Consider the following 26,347-nt stretch of genomic DNA (forward strand, 5'->3'; position numbering starts at 1 on the left):
TGCTACGTGCTTGGAGATTTATTACACAGAACTTGTGCAGCAGTTAACCCTAAAGGAGTAGGAGAATGTCAAATGTATCAAGGGCTAGCAGTGATATAAAAAAATACGCTGTCATGTTTGGACTTTTAGAAAAATCGTCATCCCATTGATACCAATAGGATGAGTTGAGAAGAGAATAAACGCTGTTAATGTCTTGTGTTTGTGAATCATTGCTTCGGCTTGTATTCAAATAAAAATTGTTTTTTTTATTTCGTTTGATGCTAAACGTGATCGTTTTTCAGCTTTTTAGTTATTAGTTGGTTCGGAGCGAGTAGGGCAGGCGTAAATCGCCCTTTTTACGGTTAGTTTATGTTCTAATTCGAGCCTTTGTTTCAAAGGTTTCGAATTGGAATGCTCAAGTGAGAGGTTTGAATATCAGTTTCATATTAACGAATCTTGAGTAAAGTTGAACGATGATCTAATTAATGCTCATATAATTTACTGTATTTACTTATATTTAATCCATGTGCAACATTTGTCACAGAAATAAAATCCTAACTCCATACAATTCATGAACTTTCGAACGAAGATTTATTTTGTTTCGTTCGCTCCTTTTGTGTTTTTACCATCGCATACAAAATAATGAGGTTCCTATGTTTGGAATATTCAAACCTAAGGCGCACATTGATCGTCTGTCCCCTGGCAGCATCGATAGCACCTACTCTCGCCTCCGTTGGCAACTCTTTATCGGTATCTTTGTTGGCTACGCCGGTTACTATCTAGTTCGTAAAAACTTCAGTTTGGCGATGCCTTATCTTATCGAGCAAGGCTTTAGCCGCGGAGACTTAGGTGTCGCCTTGGCAGCTGTTTCCATTGCATATGGTCTCTCTAAGTTTCTAATGGGCAGCGTTTCAGACCGCTCCAACCCTCGCTATTTCCTTAGTGGCGGCCTATTGATGTCTGCATTAGTGATGTTTTGCTTTGGCTTTATGCCATGGGCGACTGGTAGCGTCACTGCGATGTTCATTTTGCTTTTCTTGAACGGTTGGTTCCAAGGGATGGGGTGGCCTGCTTGTGGCCGAACCATGGTGCACTGGTGGTCACGTAAAGAGCGTGGTGAGATCGTTTCGGTTTGGAACGTGGCGCACAACGTGGGTGGCGGCTTGATTGGTCCACTATTTATTCTTGGCCTGTGGGCATTTAATGATGATTGGCGCACTGCATTTTATGTTCCTGCATTTTTCGCCACGTTGGTTGCTGTGTTTGTTTGGATGACGGTTCGCGATACCCCTCAGTCTTGTGGTCTGCCTCCGATTGAAGAGTACAAAGACGATTACCCAGATGACTATGACAAGTCCCATGAACAAGAAATGACAGCGAAGGAAATCTTCTTCAAATACGTCTTCAACAACAAACTTCTTTGGTCGATTGCAATTGCAAACGCATTTGTTTACCTAATTCGTTACGGCGTACTGGACTGGGCACCTGTTTACCTAAAAGAAGCGAAGGATTTCTCGGTAGATAAATCGTCATGGGCTTATTTCTTATACGAATGGGCTGGCATTCCAGGAACACTATTGTGTGGTTGGATCTCTGACAAATTGTTCAAAGGTCGTCGTGCACCTGCTGGTATCTTATTTATGGTGCTAGTGACAGTTGCAGTGATGGTTTATTGGTTTAACCCTGCAGGCAACCCAACAGTAGATATGATGGCGCTTATTGCAATTGGCTTCCTAATCTATGGTCCGGTTATGCTGATCGGTTTGTACGCACTTGAACTCGCTCCGAAGAAAGCCGCAGGTACTGCCGCTGGTCTTACTGGTTTGTTTGGATACCTGGGTGGGGCAGTTGCCGCAAACGCGATTTTGGGCTACACCGTAGACCACTTTGGCTGGGATGGTGGCTTTATCATCTTAGTGGGTTCTTGTATTACTTCTATCGTGTGTTTGATGTACGCCTTCTTAGGTGAACGTGCGCACCACGAGCAAAAAGAGCGCGAGAAGGAAGCGCTAGCGTAATATTTATTTAAAGAGGCAGTGGAATACTGCCTCTTCGCTTTATCAAGGAAATAACAATGAAAACAAAGTCAGTATGTCTTACTTTTTTAGCACTTAGCCTCTCTGCTGGTGCGATTGCGAAGCCGCTTGTCATTGCGCATCGTGGTGCATCGGGCTACTTGCCTGAGCACACGCTAGAAGCCAAAGCACTTGCTTACGCAATGAAACCTGACTACATAGAGCAAGATGTGGTAATGACGAAAGATGACCAGTTGGTCGTGTTGCATGACCATTATCTCGATCGCGTAACGGATGTTGCGGAGCGTTTTCCTGATCGTGCACGTAAAGATGGTCGTTATTACGCGATTGATTTCACTCTGGCGGAAATCAAATCCTTGCGAGTTACCGAAGGGTTCAACATCGATGAGAAAGGCAACAAAGTAGCGGGCTATCCAACCCGATTCCCTATGTGGAAATCTGATTTCACCGTGCCGACGTTTGCTGAAGAGATTGAGCTGATCCAAGGCTTAAACAAAACGCTGGGTTATGACATCGGTATTTACCCAGAAATTAAAGCGCCTTGGTTCCATCGTCATGAAGGTAAGGACATTTCTAAAGCAGTACTTAAAGTCTTGAAGCAGTACGGTTACGGCTCTCAAGACGACAAAGTCTACCTTCAGTGTTTTGATGCGAATGAACTTCAACGCATCAACAGTGAACTTATGCCTGCAATGGACATGGACTTAAAGCTCGTTCAGCTTATGGCTTACACGGACTGGAACGAAACTATGGTGTACAAAGGCGACAAGGCAACACCATACAGTTATGACTGGATGTTCGAAGCCGACGGAATGAAGAAAGTAGCGAGTTACGCGGAAGGAATTGGACCTTGGAAGCCGATGCTGGTGGATGATAAGTCAACTAAAGACAATATCATCATCAAGCCGTTGATGAAGGCTGCAAAAGACGCTGGCTTGCAAGTGCATCCATACACGTTCCGCGCCGATCCAGGACGCATTCCCGCGTACACTGACAGCTTTGAAGGCATGATGAATGTGTACTACAACCAAGTAAAAGTGGATGGTTTGTTTACTGATTTCCCAGATAAAGCGGTCAGCTTTTTAAATCAGTAATCAGCACTCACGCATTTTGCTTTAAGCTAAAAAATCCCCCAACAGTTTCCTGCTGGGGGATTTTTCGTAGGGCTAATTCACGAATGAATTAGTTGTTTTTATGCAGTTCGCTGTTCAGTTCAACCGCGCTCTTGTTAGCAAGACATTCGATTTGACCTGTTACAGAGTTACGACGGAACAGTAGGTCAGAAACACCAGCAAGATCGCGGGCTTTCACCACTTCGACTTCTTGACCTTCAGAATCTAGCATGCGCACTTTAGAACCAGCAGTTACGTACAGACCTGATTCGATAGTACAACGGTCACCCATTGGGAAACCAAGACCTGCGTTCGCGCCTAGTAGAGAGTTTTCACCGATAGAAACCACAACTTTACCGCCGCCAGATAGCGTACCCATGATAGATGCGCCGCCGCCGATGTCAGAGCCGTTACCAACCACTACGCCAGCAGAGATACGACCTTCAACCATGCTCACGCCTGTTGTACCTGCGTTGAAGTTGATGAAGCCTTCGTGCATTACTGTTGTGCCTTCGCCAACGTGTGCGCCAAGACGTACGCGAGAAGTGTCAGCGATACGAACGCCAGTTGGTACTACGTAGTCCACCATTTTAGGGAACTTATCTACGCAATCTACGCTTAGTGCACGACCCGCTAAGCGAGCTTCAATTTGACGCTCTGCTAGTTCTGGTAGATCGATTGGACCTTCGTTAGTCCATGCGATGTTGTGCAGTAGACCGAAGATGCCGTCTAGTACTGTGCCGTGTGGCTTAACTAGACGGTTAGAGATAAGTTGAAGTTTTAGGAAACCTTCAGCAACGCTTTGTGGCTGCTCGTCAGTTGCAAGAATAACCAGTACAAGTGGTTGTGCTGATTCTGCTGCTTTTGCTGCGAAAGATGCGTTTGCTGCATCGCCGTTTGCTTCAAATGCTGCTGCTAGTTCTGCGCTTTGTGCTGCAGAGATCTCGATAGCTTGGTTGCCTTGCTCGTAACCTGCTACTGCTGCTAGTGCATTAACAAGCGCTTCGCTTGGGTTAAGAACTGGGTTTGGGAAAAACGCTTCGATGATTTTGCCGTCGCGGTTTTTAGTTGCCGTACCAAAGGCTAGAGAGAAGAAAGCCATAGTTGATCTCCATGTGTTGAGTCTTGTGTCTCGTCTGTTCATTGACAAGAAATAATTAAGTTGTCAGTCATCATAATGAGAGTGCTAGGGAGTTTAAAGAGGGGAAATAGATAAAGTCTGTAGATGGATACCTTTTGTCTTTTTAGAGATATGTTTGTCTGATGAGAAATGTTTCGCAAAAGCCTTCTCAGACCGGTTTGGGGTAAAGACAAAGTGAAGTTGGAAAAGGGGCATAGCAAAAAATAAGGGGAGGACCGAAGTCACTCCCCCTACACTGGGTTTGTTGGATTTAATCGCTTTGGATAGAAAGCGATTAAATCGGCTTAAAGGCTAAGTTCACCGACGGCTACGGCAAGTGCAACAGTTGCACCTACCATTGGATTGTTGCCCATACCGATGAAGCCCATCATCGCTACGTGTGCAGGTACTGAAGAGCTACCTGCGAATTGTGCATCGGCGTGCATGCGACCCATGGTATCGGTCATACCGTAAGAGGCAGGACCTGCCGCCACGTTATCTGGGTGTAGAGTACGACCAGTACCACCGCCTGATGCCACAGAGAAGTAAGGCATGCCTTCATGGTTACGTTCTGCTTTGTAGATGCCTGCTACTGGGTGTTGGAAGCGAGTCGGGTTGGTTGAGTTACCAGTGATGCTCACATCCACTTGTTCTTTATGCATGATAGCCACGCCTTCACGTACATCGTCTGCACCGTAGCAAAGGATCTCACCACGTGGACCTTGGGAGAAACGGCGACGTTCTACTTCCACTAACTCACCAGTTTGGTAGTTGTATTGAGTGCGTACGTAAGTGAAACCATTGATGCGTGAGATTAGGTAAGCGGCGTCTTTACCTAAACCATTCAGGATCACTTTCAACGGATTTTTGCGTGATTTGTTCACGTTTAGTGCGATTTTGATTGCGCCTTCTGCCGCTGCGAATGACTCGTGACCGGCAAGGAAAGCGAAACAGCCACTTTCTTCATTCAATAGACGAGCCGCCAATGCACCGTGACCGATACCCACTCGGCGTTGCTCTGCTACGCTGCCTGGTTTTGTGCAGGCTTGAAGGCCTTCACCGATGATGTTTGCAGCTTCTTCTGCTGTTTTTGCACCGCGGAAAATCGCCAAAGCAGTACCTAGAGTGTAGGCATCGGCAGCGCTTTCAAACGCGATAGGTTGAGTGTCCATCACTAGTGCTTTAGGGTCGATACCACGATCCATACAGTATTGGTAAGCCTCTTCCGGAGAAGAAAGTTGCATTTCGTCTAATGTGCGACGTACAGATTCAGTAATTGGAGTGTTCATAATCTCTTTCCTCTTGGTGGCAATTATTGTTGGCGTGGGTTGATGGTCGTTACGGCTTCGTCAAAACGACCGTAAGTCCCCGTTGCTTTGTCTGCGGCTTCTGCTGCAGATACGCCTTCGTTGATGGCTTTCATCATCTTGCCTAGGTTGAGATATTGGTAACCAATCACTTCTTTGTTTTCGTCTAGCGCGAGTTTTGTTACGTAGCCTTCTGCTAACTCCATGTAACGCACGCCTTTTGCTTTAGTTGAGTAACTAGTACCCACTTGGCTACGTTGAGTTTGACCAAGGTCTTCCAATGCCGCACCAATTTCCAAGCCACCTTCAGAGAAAGCAGATTGAGTACGACCGTAAACAAATTGAAGGAAGATTTCGCGCATCGCGACGTTGATAGCATCACATACCAAGTCGGTATTCAGTGCTTCCAGAATGGTTTTGCCTGTTAGAATTTCTGCGGCCATCGCGGCTGATTGAGTCATGCCTGAACAGCCGATCGTTTCGATCAAAGCTTCTTCGATGATGCCGTTTTTGATGTTAAGAGTCAGTTTTGCTGTACCTTGTTGAGGAGCACAAGCGCCAACGCCGTGGCTAAGACCAGAAATCGCGATAACGTCTTTTGGATTGATCATTGCGCCTTCAACAGGGATCGGTGCAGATGCATGAAGATCGCCGCGTTGAATCGGGCACATTGATTGGATTTCGTGTGAATATTGCATAATGTTTTCCCAGTGTATTTTTAATTTTTGAGAAAACAGGAGCGGGGTTGGAGAAGAGTTGAATTGCTCACTACAGAACTCTCGCTTTCACAACATAAGCGAAAGCACTTCCAACAGGGCTGACCTGTTTTCGTTTCTGTAGGAGTCATTAGCTTTAACAGCGGTTCGAATCTTTCGATTCCGGTGGTACCCCATCACCGAACCCATTTAGACTAGATCTAAGTCACACTAATCTGCAACATGAAATTTAGAGCAATTTGGGATATTAAATCGGTTCTTTATATTCTCAGAGATATATGGAGATAAACGGAAGGAATAAAAAAACGCCGCATAATGCGACGTTTTTTCTAAACAAATGAGAGGCTTATGCAGCGTCTTCTTGCTCGCTATCTTCTTCAACAGCTTCAAGCTTCTTTGCTTTTTTTGGTGCAGGTTTACGTTTTGCACCAAGAGCGTAAAGCACTTCTTCTTTGTTTTGCGCAAGGAACATTGCAAGATCTTCTTGCTTACCTTCGTCTTCTAGAAGTTCACTTTTACCCAGCAGTGAGAATAACTCGTCTGCCATATCCAGCATTTTGTCGTATGCGTCAGCTTCCGCTTTAGAGGTAAAAGTCATTTTCTCTTCTCCATTGCGTTCTACCACGTACTTGACGATTACAGCCATGGTTGGTCCCCTAATTTGGTGTATTGATACTGGCTTTTTATACAGTTTTTGACCAATCAAGTCTAGCGACAAGCCTCAGAATGAGAGACACGTACAACTAACTGACTAGCATTTAAACTATCTTGGTTTCACTTTGCGGATTTGTCCGCCAAAGGAAGGTTTGCTGGTCGCTCCCAATCTTGGCAAAATTCGATAAACGTTTTGAGCAATGGGCTTTGATATTTCTCTTTATGAACCAGTAACCAGAAGCGACGTTTCATATCTAAAGGCATGTCGAGCAGTTTTACGCGGCCGTCACGAATAGCAGGTTCTGCAGACAAACGTGACAAGCAGCCCAAGCCTAACCCTGCCGATACTGAGTTGATCAACGCTTCGGTGGTATTGAGCTGAAAAGCTTCATGCCAATGTTCCAAGCGCGGCGCGACAACGCGCATAAAAAATTCGCGTGAACCAGATCCTGCCTCTCGCAATATCCATTCACTGTTTTCTAGCTCGGTTAAGTTTACTGGCCCTTCGTGCGCGGCTGGGGAATTGGGCGCGCAAATCACGCACATTTCATCTTCGCTAAACTGGGTAGACTGCAATTCAGGGTGAAGTGTTTTGCCTTCAATGAGGGCTATGTCTAACTCGTAATCGGTCAGCATGTCGCAGATTTGTGCGGAGTTAGAAATGAACAGGCTTTGAGATCGATGGTTCGTTTGCTGACGAAATTCGCTAAGCAAATAGGGCGCGACTTGGTTGCCAATGGTGTCGCTGGCACCAATGCGAAGTTGGCCCGATAGCGCTTGGTCACCATCGAAAATGCTCTCGATGTCTTTGGCTCGGTTGAGTAACTCATCCGCCAGTGGTAGCAGTTTTTGACCTTCTTGGTTCAAAATCAGTCGGTTATTAACACGATCAAACAAGTGATGGCCGATCTGTTTTTCTAATTCTGAGAGTGCCATGCTCACTGCGGCTTTCGATAAAAAGAGACTATCAGAAGCTGCTGTGAGCGTTTTGTGCTGCGTGATCGTCGTAAACACTTTCAGTTGTTTAAGAGAAATGTGACTTGCCATACCCCACCGTTAAGTAATTCTGAACGTTTGTTTTAAATAATTAGATATATCGGAACGAAGTGCAAGCGTATTATACGTCCCATCAAGAGTGAGTCTGGTTGAGGTCATCATGATTCAAAGAACAAAAGCAAAAGTAATGGGAGCGCCAACTCCAATGGCGGGTTTGGCTCTTGGTATTGCAAGCTTGGGCTGGAGTTGGGAGAACTTCGCCGAATTACATGGCTACGGACAGTGGATTAGTGCGGGTATCGCGAGCGTATTATTGGCTATATTGGCAACCAAGTTTTTGCTACATAATCATCTATTGAGACAAGATCTTGCTCATCCGGTTGTGGGCAGCGTGGTTCCGACATTTGCGATGGGCACTATGGTGGTATCGAACTCTCTCGGCCATTTTTACCCATTAGCTGGCGATGCGCTTTGGCTGATTGCGGTGGTTTTGCACATCGTGTTCTTGGTGAGCTTTGTTTACCATCGCGCCAAAGATTTTGAACTACACCACATGGTGCCAAGCTGGTTCGTACCACCAGTGGGTATTATCGTTGCAGACGTGTCTTTCTCAGGTAACCCAGTGCTTGCACCTATTGCACACGGTGCGTTGATCTTCGGTATGGTGGCTTACGCGGTGATGTTGCCAATGATGATCTACCGTTTCATGTTCACCCATGAAATTCCGGATGCAGCAAAACCAACAATGGCAATCATGGCAGCGCCAGCAAGTCTATCATTGGCAGGGTACTTAACGGTCACTGCGACACCATCACCAGTGATCATCGCTATGCTATTTGGTATCGCGGTATTGATGACAGCCATCATCTACTTAGCCTTCTTTAAATTGCTAAGACTGCCATTCAGCCCTGGCTATGCAGCGTTTACCTTCCCGATGGTGATCGGTGCGACGGCGCTGTTTAAAATGGCGAATTGGATGGAGTTGCAAGGATTGGCTGCGCACTATGTTCAACAAGTACGAGGCTTAGCTGGTCTTGAGTTGATTGTGGCAACATTTGTTGTCTCTTATGTGGCTTTACAATACATCAACAACTTATTGATTCAGCCACGCTTGATGCACGCTCATCACGCTTAAATAGCAGAGAGGAAAAAGCCTCTTGGTCTTACAACCAAGAGGCTTTTTTATTTCAATCGGCGTCGATGTTGGACGCTAGCCTTTTTTGTAAAATCGCGACATCTCATCCAGAGAATGACGAATGATATCGACAGGAACTTTCTGTTCTTTCTCGACTTTTAACTGGCGATTCAGTTGCTGAGAGTGCCCGCCAGGGTTGACCACAAGCATCAGTTCTTTGCCGACCAATGCATAGTTGTAGTAGCTGCCTGCAATATACCAATCGCGAGAGGCAGAGCTATCAAACAAGTTATGACCAACGCTGTATGAACTCGTTGTGCCTTGAACGTCAAACAGCGTATTCATCATGGTTGGCACGACGTCAAAATGGGTCGTGCGGTAATCAACTTGCTCTGGCTGACGATTTGGCATGTACACGTAAAGAGGCACATGTACTTGAACGTCACTGTAGTTACCCGTGTGGCCCCAATAGTTCATCTTATGGTCATTAAACTCTTCACCATGATCTGATGAAATCACCACAATGGTATTGTCTAAGTCGACGTTTTTCAGCACATCACCAATCAAGCTATCGATGTAGTACAACGAGTTTTTGTATCGATTATGGTAAAGCGAAGCGTCAAAATCGTTGTTGAGCAAAATGTGGTCAACGCGTTCCCAGTATGGTTTGAATTTCGCAAATTCAGGCTCGGGAAACACCGTACCGTGGGCGGCATCGTAGAACAGAAAACCAAAGTACGGCTTGTCGCTGTCCTGCTTTTGGAACTCGATGAACTTGTCTGTTATCTGCTGATCGCGCTCGACAGCTGTTTCCCCAGTTTGTTTCAGGGTCAAATCCGACACTTTTTTGAATACCGTGCGAGAGAGTGGCGGACTGGTGAGCGGTGCTGAGCCAAAAATGCCCATGCGGTAGCCTTCTGCTTGCAGCGTATCCATAAACACAGGAGAGCGTTGACTTGCGTAAAAGCTTTCCCAGTAGGTCGCGGGCAAGCTGTAAAACAGGCTGAAAATACCCGCTTGAGTTGAGTTGCCGCCGCTCATATGTTGTGTGAAATTCACCGTTTTTTCGGCGAACTTGCTGACATTTGGCATGACTTCCGGCGTCGCATCACTGTAGCGCCACGCGTCAACCAAGATAAACAAAACATTGGGCTGTTTCTCTTTGCTTTGCACTTGAATCGGCGCAAGCGGGTAGTTGAGTGAGCTACGTTCAATGTTGGTTAACTCTACGCGGTTCTTCGATGCAATGTTCTCATCCACTAGGTCGTGTTTGTAAATAAATTTACGAGCCGTCAGCGGGTAGTAAAGTGGCCAGTTATTCGAAAACTGACTGACTTCATCGTCGTAAAGTGCGTTTTTGTACGCATGAATCATCTGTGTGCTAAGCAATACAGCAAACCAAACGCTGATCAAAACGAACTTAGCTCGGCTTTCTGACAGTTGATTACTTACCCAAACGGTACAGGCGAGCCCGATCACCAGAACGGCAACTTCACTGACGAAGATAAGCCAACTCATCCAAGAAATATCGAAGACATCACCGCCACCTTCGAAAAACATACGGATTAATAGGGCGTTGATGTGAAGTTTGTATTGCTGAAAAACGAGGATATCGACTTTAAACATGATCAATAGACAGATCGCGATAGCGATCACGATACCTTTGAATGCTCGAGTCGGTAGAAAAGAGAGCAATAAACTCAACAACATAAATGGAAGAGCGATCAAGCCCAGCCAGCCATATTGAGTCGAAACCAAATAGTAACCTTGCAACAAGGTTAGCGGTTCATTCTGATTGTTAGACAACACAAAAGGATAACAAGCGATCGACAGGTACACTGCAAAGCAAGCAAAAAAAGCAATCAGCCAAGCGCTGTTGGAAGACAGTTTGCGAAACATACTTTTTGTTTGTTTATAAATTATGGGTAGAGGGAGTATAAAACAGTGTTTTTTATTATGGAATAGTTGCGACGAATGTCACATTTTGTATGGAAGTGTCAGACTTGATTGACATGTGAAAATTCAGAAGATTCATACTCTATTTGAGTGATATATAACCTTTTGTTTTTTCCGAACGCGAGATCACTGCGGGTTTAAATAGGGCTGTGCTAAGCTAGCTAACAGTTTCAATCGGCGCTCGGTATTCCCAATTTGTTTACTGTTTATCACTCCAACCAAGTTGACGTTCTTAAATCACTCCTTGTCGAACTGATTCGAATCAGTCCGCTGGAAAACCCGTTCGAAAAAGAACAAATTCTGGTTCAAAGTCCAGGCATGTCCCAGTGGCTAAAAATGGAATTGGCCAAAGAGTTTGGTGTTGCCGCGAACATTGATTTTCCGCTCCCTGCGACTTTCATTTGGGAAATGTTTACGCAGGTATTGCCAGACGTGCCAAAACGCAGTGCGTTTAACAAAGAAGCGATGACGTGGAAGTTGATGCATTTGCTTCCGGGGCTTCTCAACCAAGAGGTGTTTTCGCCGTTAGCGCAGTACCTCAAAGATGACAGTGACCACTCTAAGCTGTATCAGCTGGCTGAGAAAATTGCCGATATTTTCGATGGTTACTTGGTGTATCGTCCGGAATGGATCGCAAGTTGGGAAGCCGGGAAGAGTGTGGCAGAGTTGGAAGATGAGCATCCGTGGCAGCCGATCTTATGGCAAGCGTTGTATGATCACACTGTGTCGTTAGGGCAGTCTCCATATCACCGTGCCAACCTTTATGAGCACTTTATCGACACGTTAGCGAGTTTTAACGGCAATTTTGACCATTTACCCAAGCGTTTGTTTGTTTTTGGCATTTCTTCGTTGCCGCCTCGCTATATGGATGCGCTAAAAGCAATTGGCGAACACATCGACGTGCATCTGATGTTCACTAACCCTTGTCGTTATTACTGGGGTGAAGTTCGAGATCGCAAATATCTGGCTCGTTTGGCGGCGAAACATCGTCAGCACGTTGTGTGGCAGGACGATCACTCGGAAGTGCAAGGTGAAACTGAGCAACTGAAAGGATCACTGGAAGATAATGTGATCGATGAGCTGCACACCGATGTGGTCGGAAACAGTCTGTTGGCATCCATGGGTAAACTCGGGCGCGACAATATGTATCTGTTGTCTCAGCTGGAATCTCATGAAATTGAAGCCTTTGTTGATGTTGAGCGCGACAGTCTGCTCCATCAATTGCAAGCGGATATTCTCAATCTTGAAGAACATCAAGATGACCAACAGATTGAAAACAGTCATCACAAACAAGTGGTTAGCTTGGGTGATAAATCACTGAGCCTACACGCTTGTCACAGCCCGATGCGTGAAGTGGAAGTGCTGCATGATCAACTGTTGGCGATGTTCGATGCTGACCCAACGTTAAAACCGCGCGATATTATCGTGATGGTCGCGGACATCAACGCTTACAGCCCTGCGATTCAGGCGGTCTTTGGTAACGCGCCGGGTGAGCGTTTTATTCCATATTCGATTTCTGACCGAACCGCCGATCAAGAGAGCCCAATTCTGGCCGCATTTATGCAGTTGGTGAACTTACCCAATACGCGCTGTTTGGCATCAGAACTACTCGAACTTCTGGAAACTCCGGCGATATTAAAGCGTTTTGAACTCAGCGAAGGTGATTTCTTACAAGCTAAACAATGGGTTGAGGAATCGGGAATTCGCTGGGGGTTGGACGCCAATACCGGACGCGAATTTGAACTGCCGGAAACTCGTCAAAACACATGGCAATTTGGTATTCAACGCATGTTGCTTGGCTACGCGATGCCAGAATCCGCAGGCTTGTTTGAAACCGAGCAAGGCAGTTTGTCTCCGTACAACGAAGTGCAAGGCATGGGCGCAGAGCTGGCGGGCAAGTTGGCACACTTTATCCAACAAATTAGCACTTATCGAAGCAAACTTTCTCATGTTCAAACTATCGATGGTTGGCGAGAGACTTTGGTTTCACTGCTGGATGACTTCTTCTCGGTTGAGTTAGAAGGCGAAATGGCGCTCAAATCCATTCGCGATACGCTCAGTCAACTCAAAGAGCAATTAGCTGATGCCGCATTTGATGATGCGTTATCGCCGTCGATCATCAGCCAATACCTTCAAAACAAATTATCTGGCACACGAGTCAGCCAGCGCTTCCTTGCTGGTCAAGTGAACTTTTGTACCCTGATGCCGATGCGCTCTATTCCGTTTAGAACTGTTTGTCTGTTGGGGATGAATGACGGCGTGTATCCGCGCTCCATGCCGCCAGAAGGCTTTGACTTGATGACAGGAAGAACCAAACCGGGCGACCGTTCGCGCCGAGATGATGACCGTTACCTATTCCTCGAAGCGATGTTGTCTGCACAGCAAACGCTCTACATCAGTTATGTTGGCCGTTCAATCCAAGACAACACCGAGCGAGTGCCTTCGGTTCTGGTTTCTGAGCTGATGGAATACTGTCACCAAAACTATTGTTTAAGTGGTGATGAAGCGTTGCCCGTTGATGAGTCTGGCGACAACTTATTAAATGCGTTGGTGAATACCCACGCCATGGTGCCGTTTAGCCCAAGTGCGTTCCAAGGCATGCATGCTAGCTACGCGAAAGAGTGGATTCCAGCGGCATTGACTCAAAGCAGTCAATCGCAAGGCTATGTCCGTCGTGATTTTAATCGGGCATTAGACGACTATCTGTTAGGAGCGACGTTCCCACTTGAGCTCGACTTAGTCGAGTTGCAACGTTTCTGGCGCTTACCTGTGCAGTATTTTTTCAATCGTCGTTTAAAAGTAATCTTTGAACCGCCGCTACCGGTGATGGAAGACGACGAACCCTTTGTTTTAGGTGGTTTGGAAAGCTATCAAATGCGTGATGAGCTGTTAGAAACCTTGCTTGAAACGACATTGATGCAGCCAGAGAAAAAAACAGAGGTGCTTAAACACTTTATGAGTCAACAGCGCGCGCAAGGCAAACTGCCGGTGGGGGCGTTTGGTGATATCGAATTTGAAACTAACCGAGTTCAGGCGGAAGAGCTGGTGGATAAACTGGCGTTTTTATCTGGTGCGCCTCAAGACGATTTGGAAATTGACCTGACGTTTGATTCCTTGTTTGAGCGAAATGAAGGCGAAGAGAAAAACGTTCGCCTAACAGGTTGGCTAACTCAATGCTACCAATCCGGTTTGATTCGCTATCGAAGCGGTAAGATTCGCTCGCAGGATTACCTTGCTGCGTGGATCGATCACCTTGCCATGTCGGCGTCGGGTCATGCTAAGAAAACCCACATCATTGGTTACGATCGTAAAGAAGGCGCGCTGCATTTGATCTACCCAGAAATTGCCGATGCTCAGTATGCCAAACAGCTACTGACTGAATTAGTTCGCTTATTCTTCGAAGGCATGACTAAGCCTTTGCCTTATTTCCCGAAAACGGCGTTGGCTTGTGTTGAAGCGGGCTTTAGTCGCGGTCAGTGGGTAGATGACGAAGAGAAATCTTTGAAGAAAATGGCTGACGCATTCAATGATGGCTTCATGAGCCCGGGCGAAGGCAATAATGCGTACATCTCTCGAATTTGGCCTGCTTGGAATGATGAGTTGGCCTCAGAAGTTCGTTTGCTGACAGCATTAGTACTGCAAGGTGCGCGCTTAGCGGTTCAAGACGCTGATGATGTAAAAGCGTAATAAAGACAGCTGGATAAAGAGAAGGAAGAGTAGGGTGGCCGCCAGAAAATCATTATTTTTTGTAGGGCGTTCGCTGTACGGCCACAAGGTCAGAGGGACCATGATACTTTTGTTTAATTCATTTGAGTTGTGCCGCCAAAAAGGTTTGGCTTATCTCGTGGGGCGCATACTAACGGTACGTCTTATGGATAACCGTGAGAAAGATCTCACAAAGCTCTAAATTATCCAACTTGTTAAACATATTAATAGAATTTTTAACTATAGATCACATTTATTAGGTGATACGTCCTAGTAAATAATCCGGAGAGATTCAGCGTTATGGATCAAATGTCAGGTGCAGAGTGTCCTCTACATACGTTAGACCGCACAGAGCAACCTCAACCAACGCCACTAGAACCGATGACGTTTCCTCTGCATGGTGCGAGGTTAATCGAGGCATCAGCAGGTACAGGTAAAACCTTCACTATTGCAGGTTTATATCTGCGCCTTTTGCTTGGTCACGGCAGCGCGGAAACTCGACATCGCGTACCGCTTACGGTCGACCAAATTCTGGTCGTAACCTTTACCGAAGCGGCAACTGCGGAATTACGCGATCGTATCAGGGCAAGAATCCATGATGCGCGAATCGCGTTTGCGCGTGGACAGAGTTCCGATCCGGTGATCCAACCTTTGCTTAATGAGTTTGACGATCACAAGCAAGCCGCAGAAATTTTATTGCAGGCAGAGCGTCAGATGGACGAGGCGGCGGTCTACACCATTCACGGTTTTTGCCAACGTATGCTAACGCAAAATGCGTTTGAATCTGGCAGCCGATTTAATAACGAGTTTGTGACCGATGAAAGCCACCTAAAAGCGCAAGTTGTAGCCGATTACTGGCGCCGCAATTTCTACCCATTGCCATTTACTTTGGCGGGAGAAATCCGCCAGCTATGGGGCTCTCCATCTGCGTTGTTGTCTGACATCAGCAATTACTTAACCGGTGCGCCGTTAAGCCTTTCTGTTCCTGCAATGAAAGGCAGTTTGGCTGATCTTCATACTGAAAATCTGAAAAAAATTGATGGATTAAAAGCACAGTGGCGAGAAAGCCAAGATGACTTCTTAACGCTGATTTCAGATTCAGATATTAACAAACGTAGCTACACCAAAAAGTCTCTGCCGACGTGGTTGGAGGCGGTGAACGCTTGGGCGGCAACGGAAACTACAGGTTACGATTATCCAGACAAGTTGGAGAAATTCGCGCAAAACGTCTTGTTGGAAAAAACACCGAAAGGCAGTGCGCCGCAGCATGCGGTATTTGAAGCCATTGAAACATTTCTTGCTAACCCAATCAGCTTAAAAGCGCCACTGCTTGCTCATGCTATTGAGCATTGTCGTGTGATGCTGGCCAAAGCGAAAAATCAAAAACAGTGGCTCTCTTTCGATGATTTGCTGACACAACTTTCTGCTTCTATCGATACGGACGAAAGCGAGCTTTTAGCGGCGCGTATTCGTACTTTGTATCCTGTCGCAATGATTGACGAGTTCCAAGATACCGACCCGCTTCAATACAGTATTTTCAGCCGTATTTATCTGAACAACCCGGAATGTGGTTTGTTTATGATCGGGGACCCCAAGCAGGCGATTTATGGCTTTCGTGGCGCAGACATTTTCACTTATATCAAAGCGCGTAACCAAGTAAGTGCCCACTACACGTTAGGAACCAACTGGCGTTCTAGCGCAGATATGGTGCAGGCGGTAAACCAAGTATTTGCTTTACCAGACAGTCCATTTATCTATGATTCGGATATTCCGTTCTTACCCGTTAAGTACAGTCCCAATGCCGAAAAACGCATTTGGACTATGGGTGGCCAAAAGCAACCAGCGCTGACTTATTGGTTGCAAGAAGCGGACGATAAACCGCTACCAAAAGGCGAGTATTTGACTCGAATGGCAGAGGCGACCGCAAGCCAAATCCAAACTATTTTGACGCAGGCTCAACAGGGGCAAGCGTGTCTGGTGAATGGCGAAAAACAGAAAGCGGTTCAAGCGGGCGATATCGCGGTGTTGGTTCGAACAGGTAGTGAAGGTCGAATGATCAAACAAGCGCTAGCAGACCAAGGTATTGCCAGCGTGTACCTGTCTAACCGAGACAGTGTGTTTACCAGTTCGGTGGCGCAGGATTTACAGCGTTTGCTGCAAGCGGTGCTGACTCCAGAAAATGACCGTGCACTGCGTGCAAGTCTTGCCTCTGAGCTGTTTGCCCTCGACGCAGCAAGTTTGGATGCGCTTAATAACGATGAAATTGTGTGGGAAAACGCCGTAAACGAATTCAAAGAATATCGCAAGCTTTGGGTTCAACGTGGTGTGCTGCCGATGTTGCGCGCGGTGATCAGCAAACGCCATATTGCCGAGCGATTACTAGAAGAAGGCGCGAGTTCACAGGGTGAGAATGGTGAGCGAGTACTTACCGATTTAATGCACATCGGTGAACTGCTTCAACAAGCCAGTAATGAACTGGATAGCGACCACGGTCTGCTGCGTTGGCTCGCTCAGTCTATCAGTGATGCGGAAAATGGTTTGGGTGGCAGTGATGACCAAATCCAACGTTTAGAATCGGAACGTAACTTAGTGCAGATCGTAACTATTCACAAATCAAAAGGCTTGGAGTATGACCTCGTATTTCTGCCGTTTGTGTTCAGCTATCGAGAAGCCAGTGAAGCCAAATATTACGATGCAGCCAATGACCGCACGGTACTGGATATCACTGGCAATGATGCGTCCATGAAGCAAGCGGATAAAGAGCGTTTGGCGGAAGACTTACGCTTGATATACGTAGCACTAACGCGAGCTGTATATGCGTGTTTTATCGGTGCCTCACCTTTGCGCAATGGCCGTTCGACCAAACAGCCAACTGGCGTACACCGCAGTGCGATTGGCTATTTGATTCAGAATGGTCAAGAAGGTGGCATTAACGATTTGCACCAAGGTTTAACAAAGCAACAAGACGAGCTTGATTGTGTCGTTGTGGCCGATCCGCCGCAGCAACTCGAAGAGAAGTACGTAGCGCCACAAGAAGAAATACACGATCTTAGCGCGAAAGAACTGCAAAACCCTATCGACAGAAACTGGCGCATCACCAGTTATTCTGGCTTGGTCAAGCAAGGCTCTCATCACGCCGAGCATGATGCCACGATTGAGATTACGGGTTTTGATATCGACTCATCTGAAGAGCAAGACGAAGCGGATTTGGTGGAGCCAGAGCGCTCTATTTTTACCTTCCCTCGTGGTGCGCGTCCGGGTACGTTCCTGCACAGCCTGTTTGAGGAAATTGAATTTACTCAGCCAGCCACGACGGAAGAGAATACACAAATCATCCTTGGCTTGATGGAAAGCGAACAGCTCGATGAAGAGTGGTTGCCCATTTTACAGCAATTGATTGATACCGTACTCGCAACGCCGTTGGATGGTAAGTCTTTGCTGCTGAATCAAAAAGCACCGTCGCAACGTTTGGTGGAGATGGAATTTTTGCTGCCGATTGAAGTTTTGTCTGCACCGGCGTTAAACCGAGTCATTCAACGTCACGATCCGTTGTCGGCGAAAGCGGGGGATTTAGGTTTCCAAACCGTGCAAGGCATGCTCAAAGGTTTTATCGACTTGGTGTTTGAACATCAAGGTAAATACTACGTGCTTGACTGGAAATCGAATCATCTTGGCGACGATGTGACGAGCTACCATGGTGAGGCTCTGAAATCGGCCATGGCGGATCACCGCTACGATTTGCAGTACCAGATTTATGCGTTAGCACTGCATCGTTTCCTACACAGCCGATTGGCGAATTATCAATATGAGCAGCACTTCGGTGGTGTGTATTACTTGTTCTTGCGCGGTATGGATGGGCAGAGTGACCACGGCATTTTTGCCGCGAAACCAACTTTCGAGTTCTTACAAGAGATGGATCGTTTGATTGATGGTCAAGCACTTGAAACGCGCTCAACTCAAGCTGGGCAGATGGAGCTACTTTAATGATGACAAATCACAATCTTCATTCTGACCAAGATAGCCTATTGGTAGTGTTGGAACGCTTGGCGCACAAAGGTGCTATTCGTCAGCTCGACTACCAATTCGCCTGTTTTATTGATTCTCAAACGCATGATGAACAGTCGGACAGTCAAGCATTGGCGTTTATCGCTGGTGTTGTCAGTAGTGAGCTTGGCAAAGGACATATCTGTCTGTCTCTGTTCGATGCACAAGGGCAATCTACGGATTTAGCCAGTAAGCTAGGGCTGTTTGGTGAGTCGGCATTGGCGCTTAATACACAGTTGCAAGGCATAGACTGGATTCATGTATTACAAAATTCCAGCGTGGTCGGCGCGCAAGGAGAAGCCTTGCCTTTAATGTTCGATGGTGAGCGTCTGTATCTGCATCGCTATTGGCATTATGAAGTGACACTGGCGGAAAAGCTCAATCAGCTGGGCGCCGCAGTTAACTTGCAACCACAAGAGTTTGCGCGATTATCCGAGTTGCTCAACCATTTATTTGCACGCCAATACCATTTTCTGTTTAACGCGTTAGGCAAAGCAGTAGAAGCGGGAAGCAGCAACCAAGTGTTGCGTCAACAATTGGTGTGTGACCACCTTGATGTGGTCGCAAGCGAATCGTTGGATTGGCACGTCATTGATTCCGTGCTTAGCAATGCGCGCAAGGTTCAGGATTTACAAACACTGGATGAACTCGTGCCACTCTCGGCTTGCGTGAACTGGCAAAAAGTCGCGGCGGCAGTTGCGTTAACCCGTCGATTTGCTGTGATTTCTGGTGGCCCAGGTACGGGTAAAACGACGACAGTAACCAAGTTGCTTGCTGCTTTGATTGAACAGGCGACGCAAGAGAAAAATCTAACCATCAAGCTGGTGGCCCCGACGGGGAAAGCGGCGGCGCGATTAACCGAGTCCATTGGTAAAGCGGTGCAAGAGCTGCCAGTTTCTCCGGAGCTAAAAGCCAAAATTCCGACTGAATCAAGCACCTTGCATCGGTTGCTGGGCGCGATTCCTAATAGCGCAGAATTTCGTCACAACAAGCAAAATCCACTGCATTTGGATATTTTAGTTATCGACGAAGCGTCGATGGTCGATTTACCAATGATGTACAAAGTGGTTGATGCCTTACCGAAACATGCGCGGCTGATTTTGCTAGGTGATAAAGATCAACTTGCTTCAGTTGAAGCAGGGGCCGTGTTGGGTGATATCTGTTCGTTCCACGCATTGGGTTATGGAAAAGAGCAGGCGTCAGCCATTGCAAAACTGACGGGTTTCGATACTTTAGCCCATACGGGTAACAGTGCATCTAGCATTGCCGATAGTTTATGTATGCTGCAAAAGAGTTACCGATTTGACGCTCGCTCAGGCATTGGTCAGTTGGCAAAAGCGGTTAACTCAGGTTCTGCTGCGAGCGTAGATAACGTCTGGGCGCGTGACTTTTCTGACATCGAACATTTCGCGCTAAGTAGTCAACATTACAACCAACTGATGCAGACGTTGGTGCAGGAATACGGTCGTTACCTCAAACGCATTGGACAACAGGAGACTGATCCTAAAACCGGAGAGCCAGAGTCGCTAACGCACAAAGCCAAAGCGGTGTTAGATACCTTCAACCAATGCCGATTGCTGTGCGCGATCCGTGAAGGTGACTTCGGTGTGGCTGGGCTAAACCAACGCATCGAGAAAGCGCTCGCGGCGCGCAAGTTCATTCAAGTTCAGGATGAAATTTGGTATCACGGCAGACCCGTCATGGTTACGCGTAATGATCACGGTTTAGGTTTGTATAACGGTGATATTGGTATTTGCATGCGAGATGACACTGAAGAAGAACCGCGTTTGAAAGTCTTTTTTGAGTTACCTGACGGCAGTGTGAAATCGGTCTTACCGAGCCGAGTACCTGAACATGAAACGGCTTACGCCATGACCATCCATAAATCGCAAGGCAGTGAATTTGATTACACCCTGATGATTTTGCCACCAGACTTTAGCCCGATATTAACCCGTGAGTTGATTTACACAGGCATTACCCGCGCTAAAAAGCGTTTAGCTCTTTACGCCGAACTTAATGTTCTGAAGCGAGGCATTAAGGTGAAAACCACTCGTGCGAGTGGGTTAGTACAGCGGCTTACTAACTAAAACAAGAAGACCGAGCTTATGGCTCGGTCTTCTTTTATGCATGTTTTGCAAACGCGTTGGTAAAAGACACGCTGCGTATTTTGTATTGTTGTTGATAAGCAAGAATAAAATCTCGGATAGCGTCATTTACGGGGAAAACACAGTGGACGTCTAGGCCTTCTAAAAACTGATTGTCAGCCATATCCCAGAAGCTTTGAAGCGAATTACAAATGATTGTTCTCATAACAGTGCTCGTCTCGGCTTATTTAAAGTCAGATTAACAACTGTCCTTGGTGTGCAATACGGAGCTAACTAGTTTTTCAATTGCCCAGTATTTTAGGGTGAAGGCTACATTACATCACCTAGATCCATTCGTATTGGTTAAAAACCAATCACTAGCGAGCAGAGTATAGCCAACCAAATGTATATTTAAAAGATAAAATTGGAACAAAAATCAAGCAATGGTTTGCGCATATCTAAGTTGGGTTTACATGATGACCCGCTAGTCCGGAGTAGGGGTTATGTGTGGCCTTACTCCTAAACAAACTCGTTCCTAAACAAGCTCGATGTGCAGGGTTGAGCGTTAATGAACTAAATCCTGCCCTTTGAGGTTAGTTGGTATAGTGGAACGTTAAGTTTCGCTCCCTGATTTAAGGTTAAGCTATAAATCTAACGCTAAGATTTTGGACTTACGCTGGAAGTTATATAACCCTTGTTTGGCTCCAGGCAAATAGTCGACACTGACTTCGTAAAAACCTTGCTCTCTAAACCAATGCAAACTGTGTGTCGTGAGGACAAAAATCTGATCAATGGTTTCGGATTTAGAACGATGTTTCATGTAGTTGAGCAGTAACAAACCTCGGTTTCCATCACGATAGTCAGGGTGAATCGCTACGCAAGCCATCTCAGCTTTACGCTCTTCTGGGTATGGATAAAGGGCAGCACAGCCAATAATCAAGCCGTCTTTTTCGATGATGGTAAATTTTCCTATCTCTTGCTCTAGCTGCTCTCGAGAGCGCCTAACGAGTACACCTTGTTCTTCTAAAGGGCGAATGAGGTCTAAGATACCGCCAATATCGTCAATATTAGCTTGCCTCACTTGTTCAGCACTCGCCATAACAACTTGGGTACCGATACCGTCGAAAGAGAACAACTCCTGAATTAAGGCGCCATCTACTTTATAACTGATCAAGTGGCTACGAGGTACTCCGGCACGGCAAGCGGCAATAGAGCCTTTAAGAAAGCGCAGTGTCCCAGTGTTGTAATCTAGGTCAGGAGACGTATTTTCAGAAAGCGTTTTGATGACATGCTCCGCCTCAATTGGTAGTAACTCGGCGACAGCATTGCCGTTGTCATCAATGACACCTTGTTCGGAGCAAAAACCAATCAGCTTATCCGCACCCAGCTTTATCGCTAGTTGGGTGGCGACTTCTTCCGATAATAAATTGAAGCACTCGCCAGTCACAGAGCTAGCAATGGGACCTAGCAGAACAATTGAACCTTGATCAAGAGTGCGGTTGATAGCATCGGTGTCAATGCGGCGAATGCGTCCACTATGGCAATAGTCCACACCATCATCAACGCCGAGTGGCTGAGCAATGATGTAGTTTCCGCTAACGACATTGAGCTGGGTGCCTGCCATCGGAGTGTTGTTGAGGCTCATTGATAGGCGCGCAGTAATCGCAAGTTGAAGTTGTCCGGCAGCTTGCATAACAACAGATAAAGCCGATTCATCCGTAATGCGGATATTTTTGTGGTAAGGCGTAGTGAGGTCTTGTTTTTCTAGCAGCTGATTAATTTGAGGACGTGCACCATACACCACCACGACTTTGATTCCGAGGCTGTGCATGAGTGCGATATCATTAATAATATTGCCAAAATTTTTGTGTGCGACGGCTTCTCCGCCCAGCATGATCACCATGGTTTTTCCGCGGTGAGCATTGACATAAGGTGTTGATTGACGAAATCCTTTTACGAGAGCAGTACTACGAATTTTCACTACAGCCATTCCTTTGTTTAATTATGTCAAAATAATGCCTTTTTATTCACTTGGTGGCAAGGTGAAATTTTGGAATAAAGCACAAACATATTGAGGTAGGTTCTTGGTCCTGTTAAGAGGGAAGGTTACAATGGTGGCGTCTTTCCTCAATACGTGAACCTCATGTCTTCTGCTGTTAATAAGAATGCTGCGATCACTGCTTCAAATCTGTCAAAAACGTCATCTAAATCAATGCTTCGTAAGTGGCTAGAGCGTTCTCTCATGCTTATAGCGATAGTTGGAACCGTTGTCGTGTGCATGCTGTATAGTGATTTGATTACTCGAACCATTAATCCGCCCATTCCCAAATCGACAATTTATGGTCGCTGGGTTGAGCAAGATGTTGCGCCTTATGCTCGTGAAGAATTTGTGTTGAGTGAGCGCGGTGTTACCGTAAATGGTTCTACAGTGGCGACCAGTTTTGAATTCGATGGGGATTCGTTTTCGTATCGAGTGGGTTCAAATGAGCGGCACTTCAATTTTGTTGGTAAGCAGCATGCAGAAATGAAGCTGAATGCCAATGCACATTATCTACCTGTATTCCGTTTAGAGGGGCGTGCAAGGATTGCGGTAAGATAGTCGTTTTTATCTTTGTCTGTTAAGCAGAGATCTCTTGCGTCTGTGAGTCACATGGATGATCACAATTTCATCTTTCAATCAGTAAATCTTACTTTCAAACATAATCCGGACAATTCCGTAATTCTTCCGCTGCTATCATGTTGCATTAACTGAATGAATTCACAACGAGTAAACGGATTGGCTTAGCGTTGAAACATTTTGTCGTTGCTTTTCAATTGCACCGTATGCATTTGTTTGCCATCCTTTTGCTATTCTCTTTTACGGAAAAGACACGTGTTAAAAAAACTCCTTCCTATTATCTCTTTGAGCCTACTCTTTGGCTGTGCTCAACAAAATGATCGTGCTCAGCAATATCTTGATGGTGAGTTTCCTCAGATCCTCAATCAAGTGGATGTGGTTGAGTCTAACAAACCACGCGATTTTACTGAATTTAACAAGCAAGCTGAGCAAGTGGTGATAAAGTCACCATCCATGGCGAAGATATACCAACCGCTATATCAACGATTAAGTGAGTGGGCGCAACAGAGCGGAGATACCAGTGCGTTGAGTGCGTTTGGCATTCAAGCCGCGCAATTGGGTGGTGGTGATAAAAAAGGTAATGTGCTGTTTACCGGATACTTTTCTCCCGTGATGGAACTGCGTCATACACCAAACGACATTTTTAAGTACCCAGTTTATGGCAAGCCAAACTGCTCATCAGATTGTCCGACTCGCGCGGAGATCTACAACGGGGCATTAGATGGCCAAGGTTTAGTGCTAGGTTATGCACCTAACCGTATTGACCCGTTTATGATGGAAGTGCAGGGCAGTGGCTATGTGCATTTTGAAGATGATGATACGTTGGAGTACTTCGCGTACGCAGGGAAAAATAATAAAGCTTACGTTAGTATTGGCCGCATTTTGATTGAACGTGGTGAAGTGCCGCGTGAAAAAATGTCTCTCAAAGCGATTAAAGAATGGGTAATGGACAACGACGACGCAACAGTACGCGAGTTGTTGGAGCAAAACCCTTCTTACGTCTTCTTTGCGCCAAAAGCGGAAGCGCCAGTAACGGGATCGGCTGGTATTCCTTTGTTACCAATGGCCGCGGTCGCGGGTGACCGTTCTATCTTACCAATGGGCACACCAATCTTGGCGGAAGTACCATTGCTGAATGTGGATGGTACGTGGAGCGGTGCTCATCAACTGCGAATGCTGATCGTTTTAGACACTGGTGGTGCGGTAAAACAGAACCATTTGGATCTGTATCATGGCATTGGTGCGAGAGCAGGAACGGAAGCAGGGCACTACAAGCATTTTGGTCGAGTGTGGAAACTTGGGCTGGAAAACTCACCAACTCAAGCGCCTTGGGCTTTACCGCCAGAAAAGCTACAATAGTCGTCCAAGAGAGAGGAACACTCTCTTATCTAGACATTTCATCAAAGAGTGCGTATAAATCGCACTCTTTGTTTTTCTATCGATCATCTGGACTTCAATATGCGTGAACTCGATACCCCAGCATCTGACAGCTACAATCAACGCTTTGGCGGCACTCGTCGTCTTTATGGCAACAGCGAAGTGGACATTCTTCGCGCTGCACACGTTTGTGTGATTGGTATTGGTGGCGTAGGTTCATGGGCGGTCGAAGCGCTGGCCCGTACTGGGATCGGTGAGTTGACTCTGATTGATATGGATGATGTTTGTGTCACGAACATTAACCGCCAAATTCATGCGATGACGGGCACCGTTGGCCAAAGCAAGATTGAAGTGATGGCCGAGCGTGTCAAATTGATCAACCCAGAGTGTAAAGTCAATCTGATTGATGATTTCATCACGCCAGACAATCAACATGAGTACTTAAGCAAAGAGTTTGATTACGTGCTAGATGCGATTGACAGCGTAAAAGCGAAGGCGTCTTTGTTGGCGTATTGCCGCAGCAACAAGATCAAAGTGATCACCACGGGGGGCGCTGGTGGTCAGGTTGACCCAACGCAGATCATGGTCGCTGACTTAACGAAAACGATCCAAGATCCTCTAGCGAAGAAAATCAAAGACACCTTGCGTCGTCATCATAACTTCCCTAAGAATCCGGCTCGTAAGTTTGGTATTGATTGCGTGTTTTCAACCGAGCAGCTGAAGTATCCTCAAGCAGACGGTTCAGTGTGTGGTGTGAAGTCGACAGCGGAAGGCCCAAAACGTATGGATTGTGCTAGCGGTTTTGGTGCGGCGACTGTTGTAACTGCAACGTTTGGCTTTGTCGCGGTATCGCGAATCGTTGAGAAGTTGATTTCAAGATATAAGAAGTAAACTAGAAGAAGAGCGCATCATGACAGATTTTCCCGTTTCTCCATTTGGTACAGATATCACCAGCGAAGACATTGTAGCGACTATGCAGCAATTTCAAGGCTGGGAAGATCGCTACCGTCAGGTTATTCAGTGGGGTAAAAAGCTGCCACAAATGCCAGAAGAGCTGAAATCAGAACAAGTTACCGTTTCGGGTTGTGAAAGCTTGGTGTGGTTAGTGAGCAAAGAGCAAGATGGCGTTTGGCATTTTTGTGCGGACTCCGATGCGCGTATCGTCCGTGGATTGATTGCCTTGGTAATGGCAGCTTATGACGGTAAAACGGCCGATCAAATTCAAGCATTTGATATTGATGCTTATTTTGATCAGCTGGGGCTTGTCTCCCATTTAAGCCCGTCACGTGGTAATGGCTTGAAAGCTATTGTAGAGCAGATTAAGCAAATCGCTGTGTAACGAGTCATTTTCCCAACTCTTAAAAAACGCCGAATAGCCTAACTGTTTGGCGTTTTTTGTATCTGAGTTGAGATATTTTTTGCATATGGATAAAAAGTATGCAAATGGTCGACTATTTTAGCGTTAATTAACCATTCTATTGATCCTGGTTCATTATATTGCCCACTTGG

General features: G+C 46.2%; 18 protein-coding genes and 1 riboswitch. Of the genes, 10 read left to right on the plus strand and 8 right to left on the minus strand.

Annotated elements, in window-relative coordinates; genetic code table 11:
• Positions 1 to 632: 632 nt before the first annotated feature.
• Both glpT and glpQ read left to right on the plus strand, forming a co-directional pair.
• Positions 633 to 1,997 (plus strand): glycerol-3-phosphate transporter, encoded by a 1,365-nt coding sequence (gene glpT, locus R7Z50_RS11780; RefSeq protein WP_005380199.1) that lies wholly within the window; start codon positions 633 to 635, stop codon positions 1,995 to 1,997.
• Between the two features lie 56 nt (positions 1,998 to 2,053).
• Complete coding sequence (glpQ, locus tag R7Z50_RS11785) at positions 2,054 to 3,109, plus strand: glycerophosphodiester phosphodiesterase (protein ID WP_213867040.1); 1,056 nt, start codon at positions 2,054 to 2,056, stop codon at positions 3,107 to 3,109.
• 88 nt (positions 3,110 to 3,197) lie between these two features.
• Here glpQ and dapD read toward each other — a convergent pair whose 3' ends face one another.
• The 5 genes from dapD to R7Z50_RS11810 all read right to left on the minus strand — a co-directional run bounded on the left by dapD (position 3,198) and on the right by R7Z50_RS11810 (position 7,971).
• Entirely contained in the window at positions 3,198 to 4,229 is a 1,032-nt protein-coding gene (dapD, locus tag R7Z50_RS11790; protein ID WP_213867039.1) for a 2,3,4,5-tetrahydropyridine-2,6-dicarboxylate N-succinyltransferase, read from the minus strand.
• A gap of 323 nt (positions 4,230 to 4,552) precedes the next feature.
• Positions 4,553 to 5,536: a GGGtGRT protein gene (locus tag R7Z50_RS11795; RefSeq protein ID WP_258509690.1), complete on the minus strand. Its 984-nt coding sequence runs from the start codon at positions 5,534 to 5,536 to the stop codon at positions 4,553 to 4,555.
• A 23-nt stretch (positions 5,537 to 5,559) separates the two neighbouring features.
• On the minus strand, positions 5,560 to 6,252 hold the full coding sequence (locus R7Z50_RS11800; protein WP_318149092.1) for an iron-sulfur cluster assembly scaffold protein: 693 nt from the start codon (positions 6,250 to 6,252) through the stop codon (positions 5,560 to 5,562).
• A gap of 132 nt (positions 6,253 to 6,384) precedes the next feature.
• A riboswitch (Fluoride riboswitch) is annotated at positions 6,385 to 6,460 on the minus strand.
• A 156-nt stretch (positions 6,461 to 6,616) separates the two neighbouring features.
• Positions 6,617 to 6,916: a YebG family protein gene (locus tag R7Z50_RS11805; RefSeq protein WP_005380208.1), complete on the minus strand. Its 300-nt coding sequence runs from the start codon at positions 6,914 to 6,916 to the stop codon at positions 6,617 to 6,619.
• A 128-nt stretch (positions 6,917 to 7,044) separates the two neighbouring features.
• Positions 7,045 to 7,971 (minus strand): LysR substrate-binding domain-containing protein, encoded by a 927-nt coding sequence (locus tag R7Z50_RS11810; RefSeq protein WP_318149093.1) that lies wholly within the window; start codon positions 7,969 to 7,971, stop codon positions 7,045 to 7,047.
• A 109-nt stretch (positions 7,972 to 8,080) separates the two neighbouring features.
• Here R7Z50_RS11810 and R7Z50_RS11815 point away from each other — a divergent pair, with 109 nt between their 5' ends.
• A complete protein-coding gene (locus tag R7Z50_RS11815; RefSeq protein ID WP_085569832.1) occupies positions 8,081 to 9,055 on the plus strand; it encodes a TDT family transporter in 975 nt (324 codons plus the stop codon).
• A 75-nt stretch (positions 9,056 to 9,130) separates the two neighbouring features.
• On the opposite strand, the gene R7Z50_RS11820 is transcribed toward R7Z50_RS11815, so the two are convergent.
• Positions 9,131 to 10,954: a DUF3413 domain-containing protein gene (locus R7Z50_RS11820; protein WP_132936903.1), complete on the minus strand. Its 1,824-nt coding sequence runs from the start codon at positions 10,952 to 10,954 to the stop codon at positions 9,131 to 9,133.
• Between the two features lie 252 nt (positions 10,955 to 11,206).
• Between R7Z50_RS11820 and recC the strand changes: the two genes are divergently transcribed.
• The 3 genes from recC (at position 11,207) to recD (ending at position 20,847) form a co-directional block, all read left to right on the plus strand.
• Positions 11,207 to 14,698 carry an exodeoxyribonuclease V subunit gamma gene (gene recC, locus R7Z50_RS11825; RefSeq protein ID WP_318149094.1) on the plus strand — a complete coding sequence of 1,164 codons (3,492 nt, stop codon included), beginning with the start codon at positions 11,207 to 11,209 and terminating at the stop codon, positions 14,696 to 14,698.
• A gap of 327 nt (positions 14,699 to 15,025) precedes the next feature.
• Positions 15,026 to 18,700 carry an exodeoxyribonuclease V subunit beta gene (recB, locus tag R7Z50_RS11830; protein WP_318149108.1) on the plus strand — a complete coding sequence of 1,225 codons (3,675 nt, stop codon included), beginning with the start codon at positions 15,026 to 15,028 and terminating at the stop codon, positions 18,698 to 18,700.
• Positions 18,700 to 20,847, plus strand: coding sequence for an exodeoxyribonuclease V subunit alpha (recD, locus tag R7Z50_RS11835; RefSeq protein WP_411979502.1), 2,148 nt, complete (start codon positions 18,700 to 18,702; stop codon positions 20,845 to 20,847). Before recB ends, recD begins: the two co-directional genes overlap by 1 nt.
• A gap of 34 nt (positions 20,848 to 20,881) precedes the next feature.
• Here the strand turns inward: recD and R7Z50_RS11840 are convergent, their stop codons facing one another.
• On the minus strand, positions 20,882 to 21,070 hold the full coding sequence (locus R7Z50_RS11840; protein ID WP_005380230.1) for a hypothetical protein: 189 nt from the start codon (positions 21,068 to 21,070) through the stop codon (positions 20,882 to 20,884).
• A 417-nt stretch (positions 21,071 to 21,487) separates the two neighbouring features.
• Positions 21,488 to 22,825 (minus strand): amino-acid N-acetyltransferase, encoded by a 1,338-nt coding sequence (argA, locus tag R7Z50_RS11845; protein WP_012841478.1) that lies wholly within the window; start codon positions 22,823 to 22,825, stop codon positions 21,488 to 21,490.
• Positions 22,826 to 22,987: 162 nt separating this feature from the next.
• Between argA and R7Z50_RS11850 the strand changes: the two genes are divergently transcribed.
• From R7Z50_RS11850 to csdE, 4 genes are all read left to right on the plus strand, one after another.
• A complete protein-coding gene (locus R7Z50_RS11850) occupies positions 22,988 to 23,443 on the plus strand; it encodes a DUF2850 domain-containing protein (RefSeq protein WP_250654377.1) in 456 nt (151 codons plus the stop codon).
• Between the two features lie 273 nt (positions 23,444 to 23,716).
• The gene (gene mltA / locus R7Z50_RS11855) at positions 23,717 to 24,820 is read left to right on the plus strand and encodes a murein transglycosylase A (protein ID WP_267923043.1); all 1,104 of its coding nucleotides are present in this window, start codon (positions 23,717 to 23,719) and stop codon (positions 24,818 to 24,820) included.
• Positions 24,821 to 24,919: 99 nt separating this feature from the next.
• The gene (gene tcdA, locus R7Z50_RS11860) at positions 24,920 to 25,729 is read left to right on the plus strand and encodes a tRNA cyclic N6-threonylcarbamoyladenosine(37) synthase TcdA (protein WP_318149095.1); all 810 of its coding nucleotides are present in this window, start codon (positions 24,920 to 24,922) and stop codon (positions 25,727 to 25,729) included.
• A 19-nt stretch (positions 25,730 to 25,748) separates the two neighbouring features.
• A complete protein-coding gene (gene csdE, locus R7Z50_RS11865) occupies positions 25,749 to 26,177 on the plus strand; it encodes a cysteine desulfurase sulfur acceptor subunit CsdE (RefSeq protein ID WP_005380244.1) in 429 nt (142 codons plus the stop codon).
• Positions 26,178 to 26,347 lie beyond the last annotated feature (170 nt).

This window comes from Vibrio sp. 1249-1 (genome assembly GCF_033340495.1).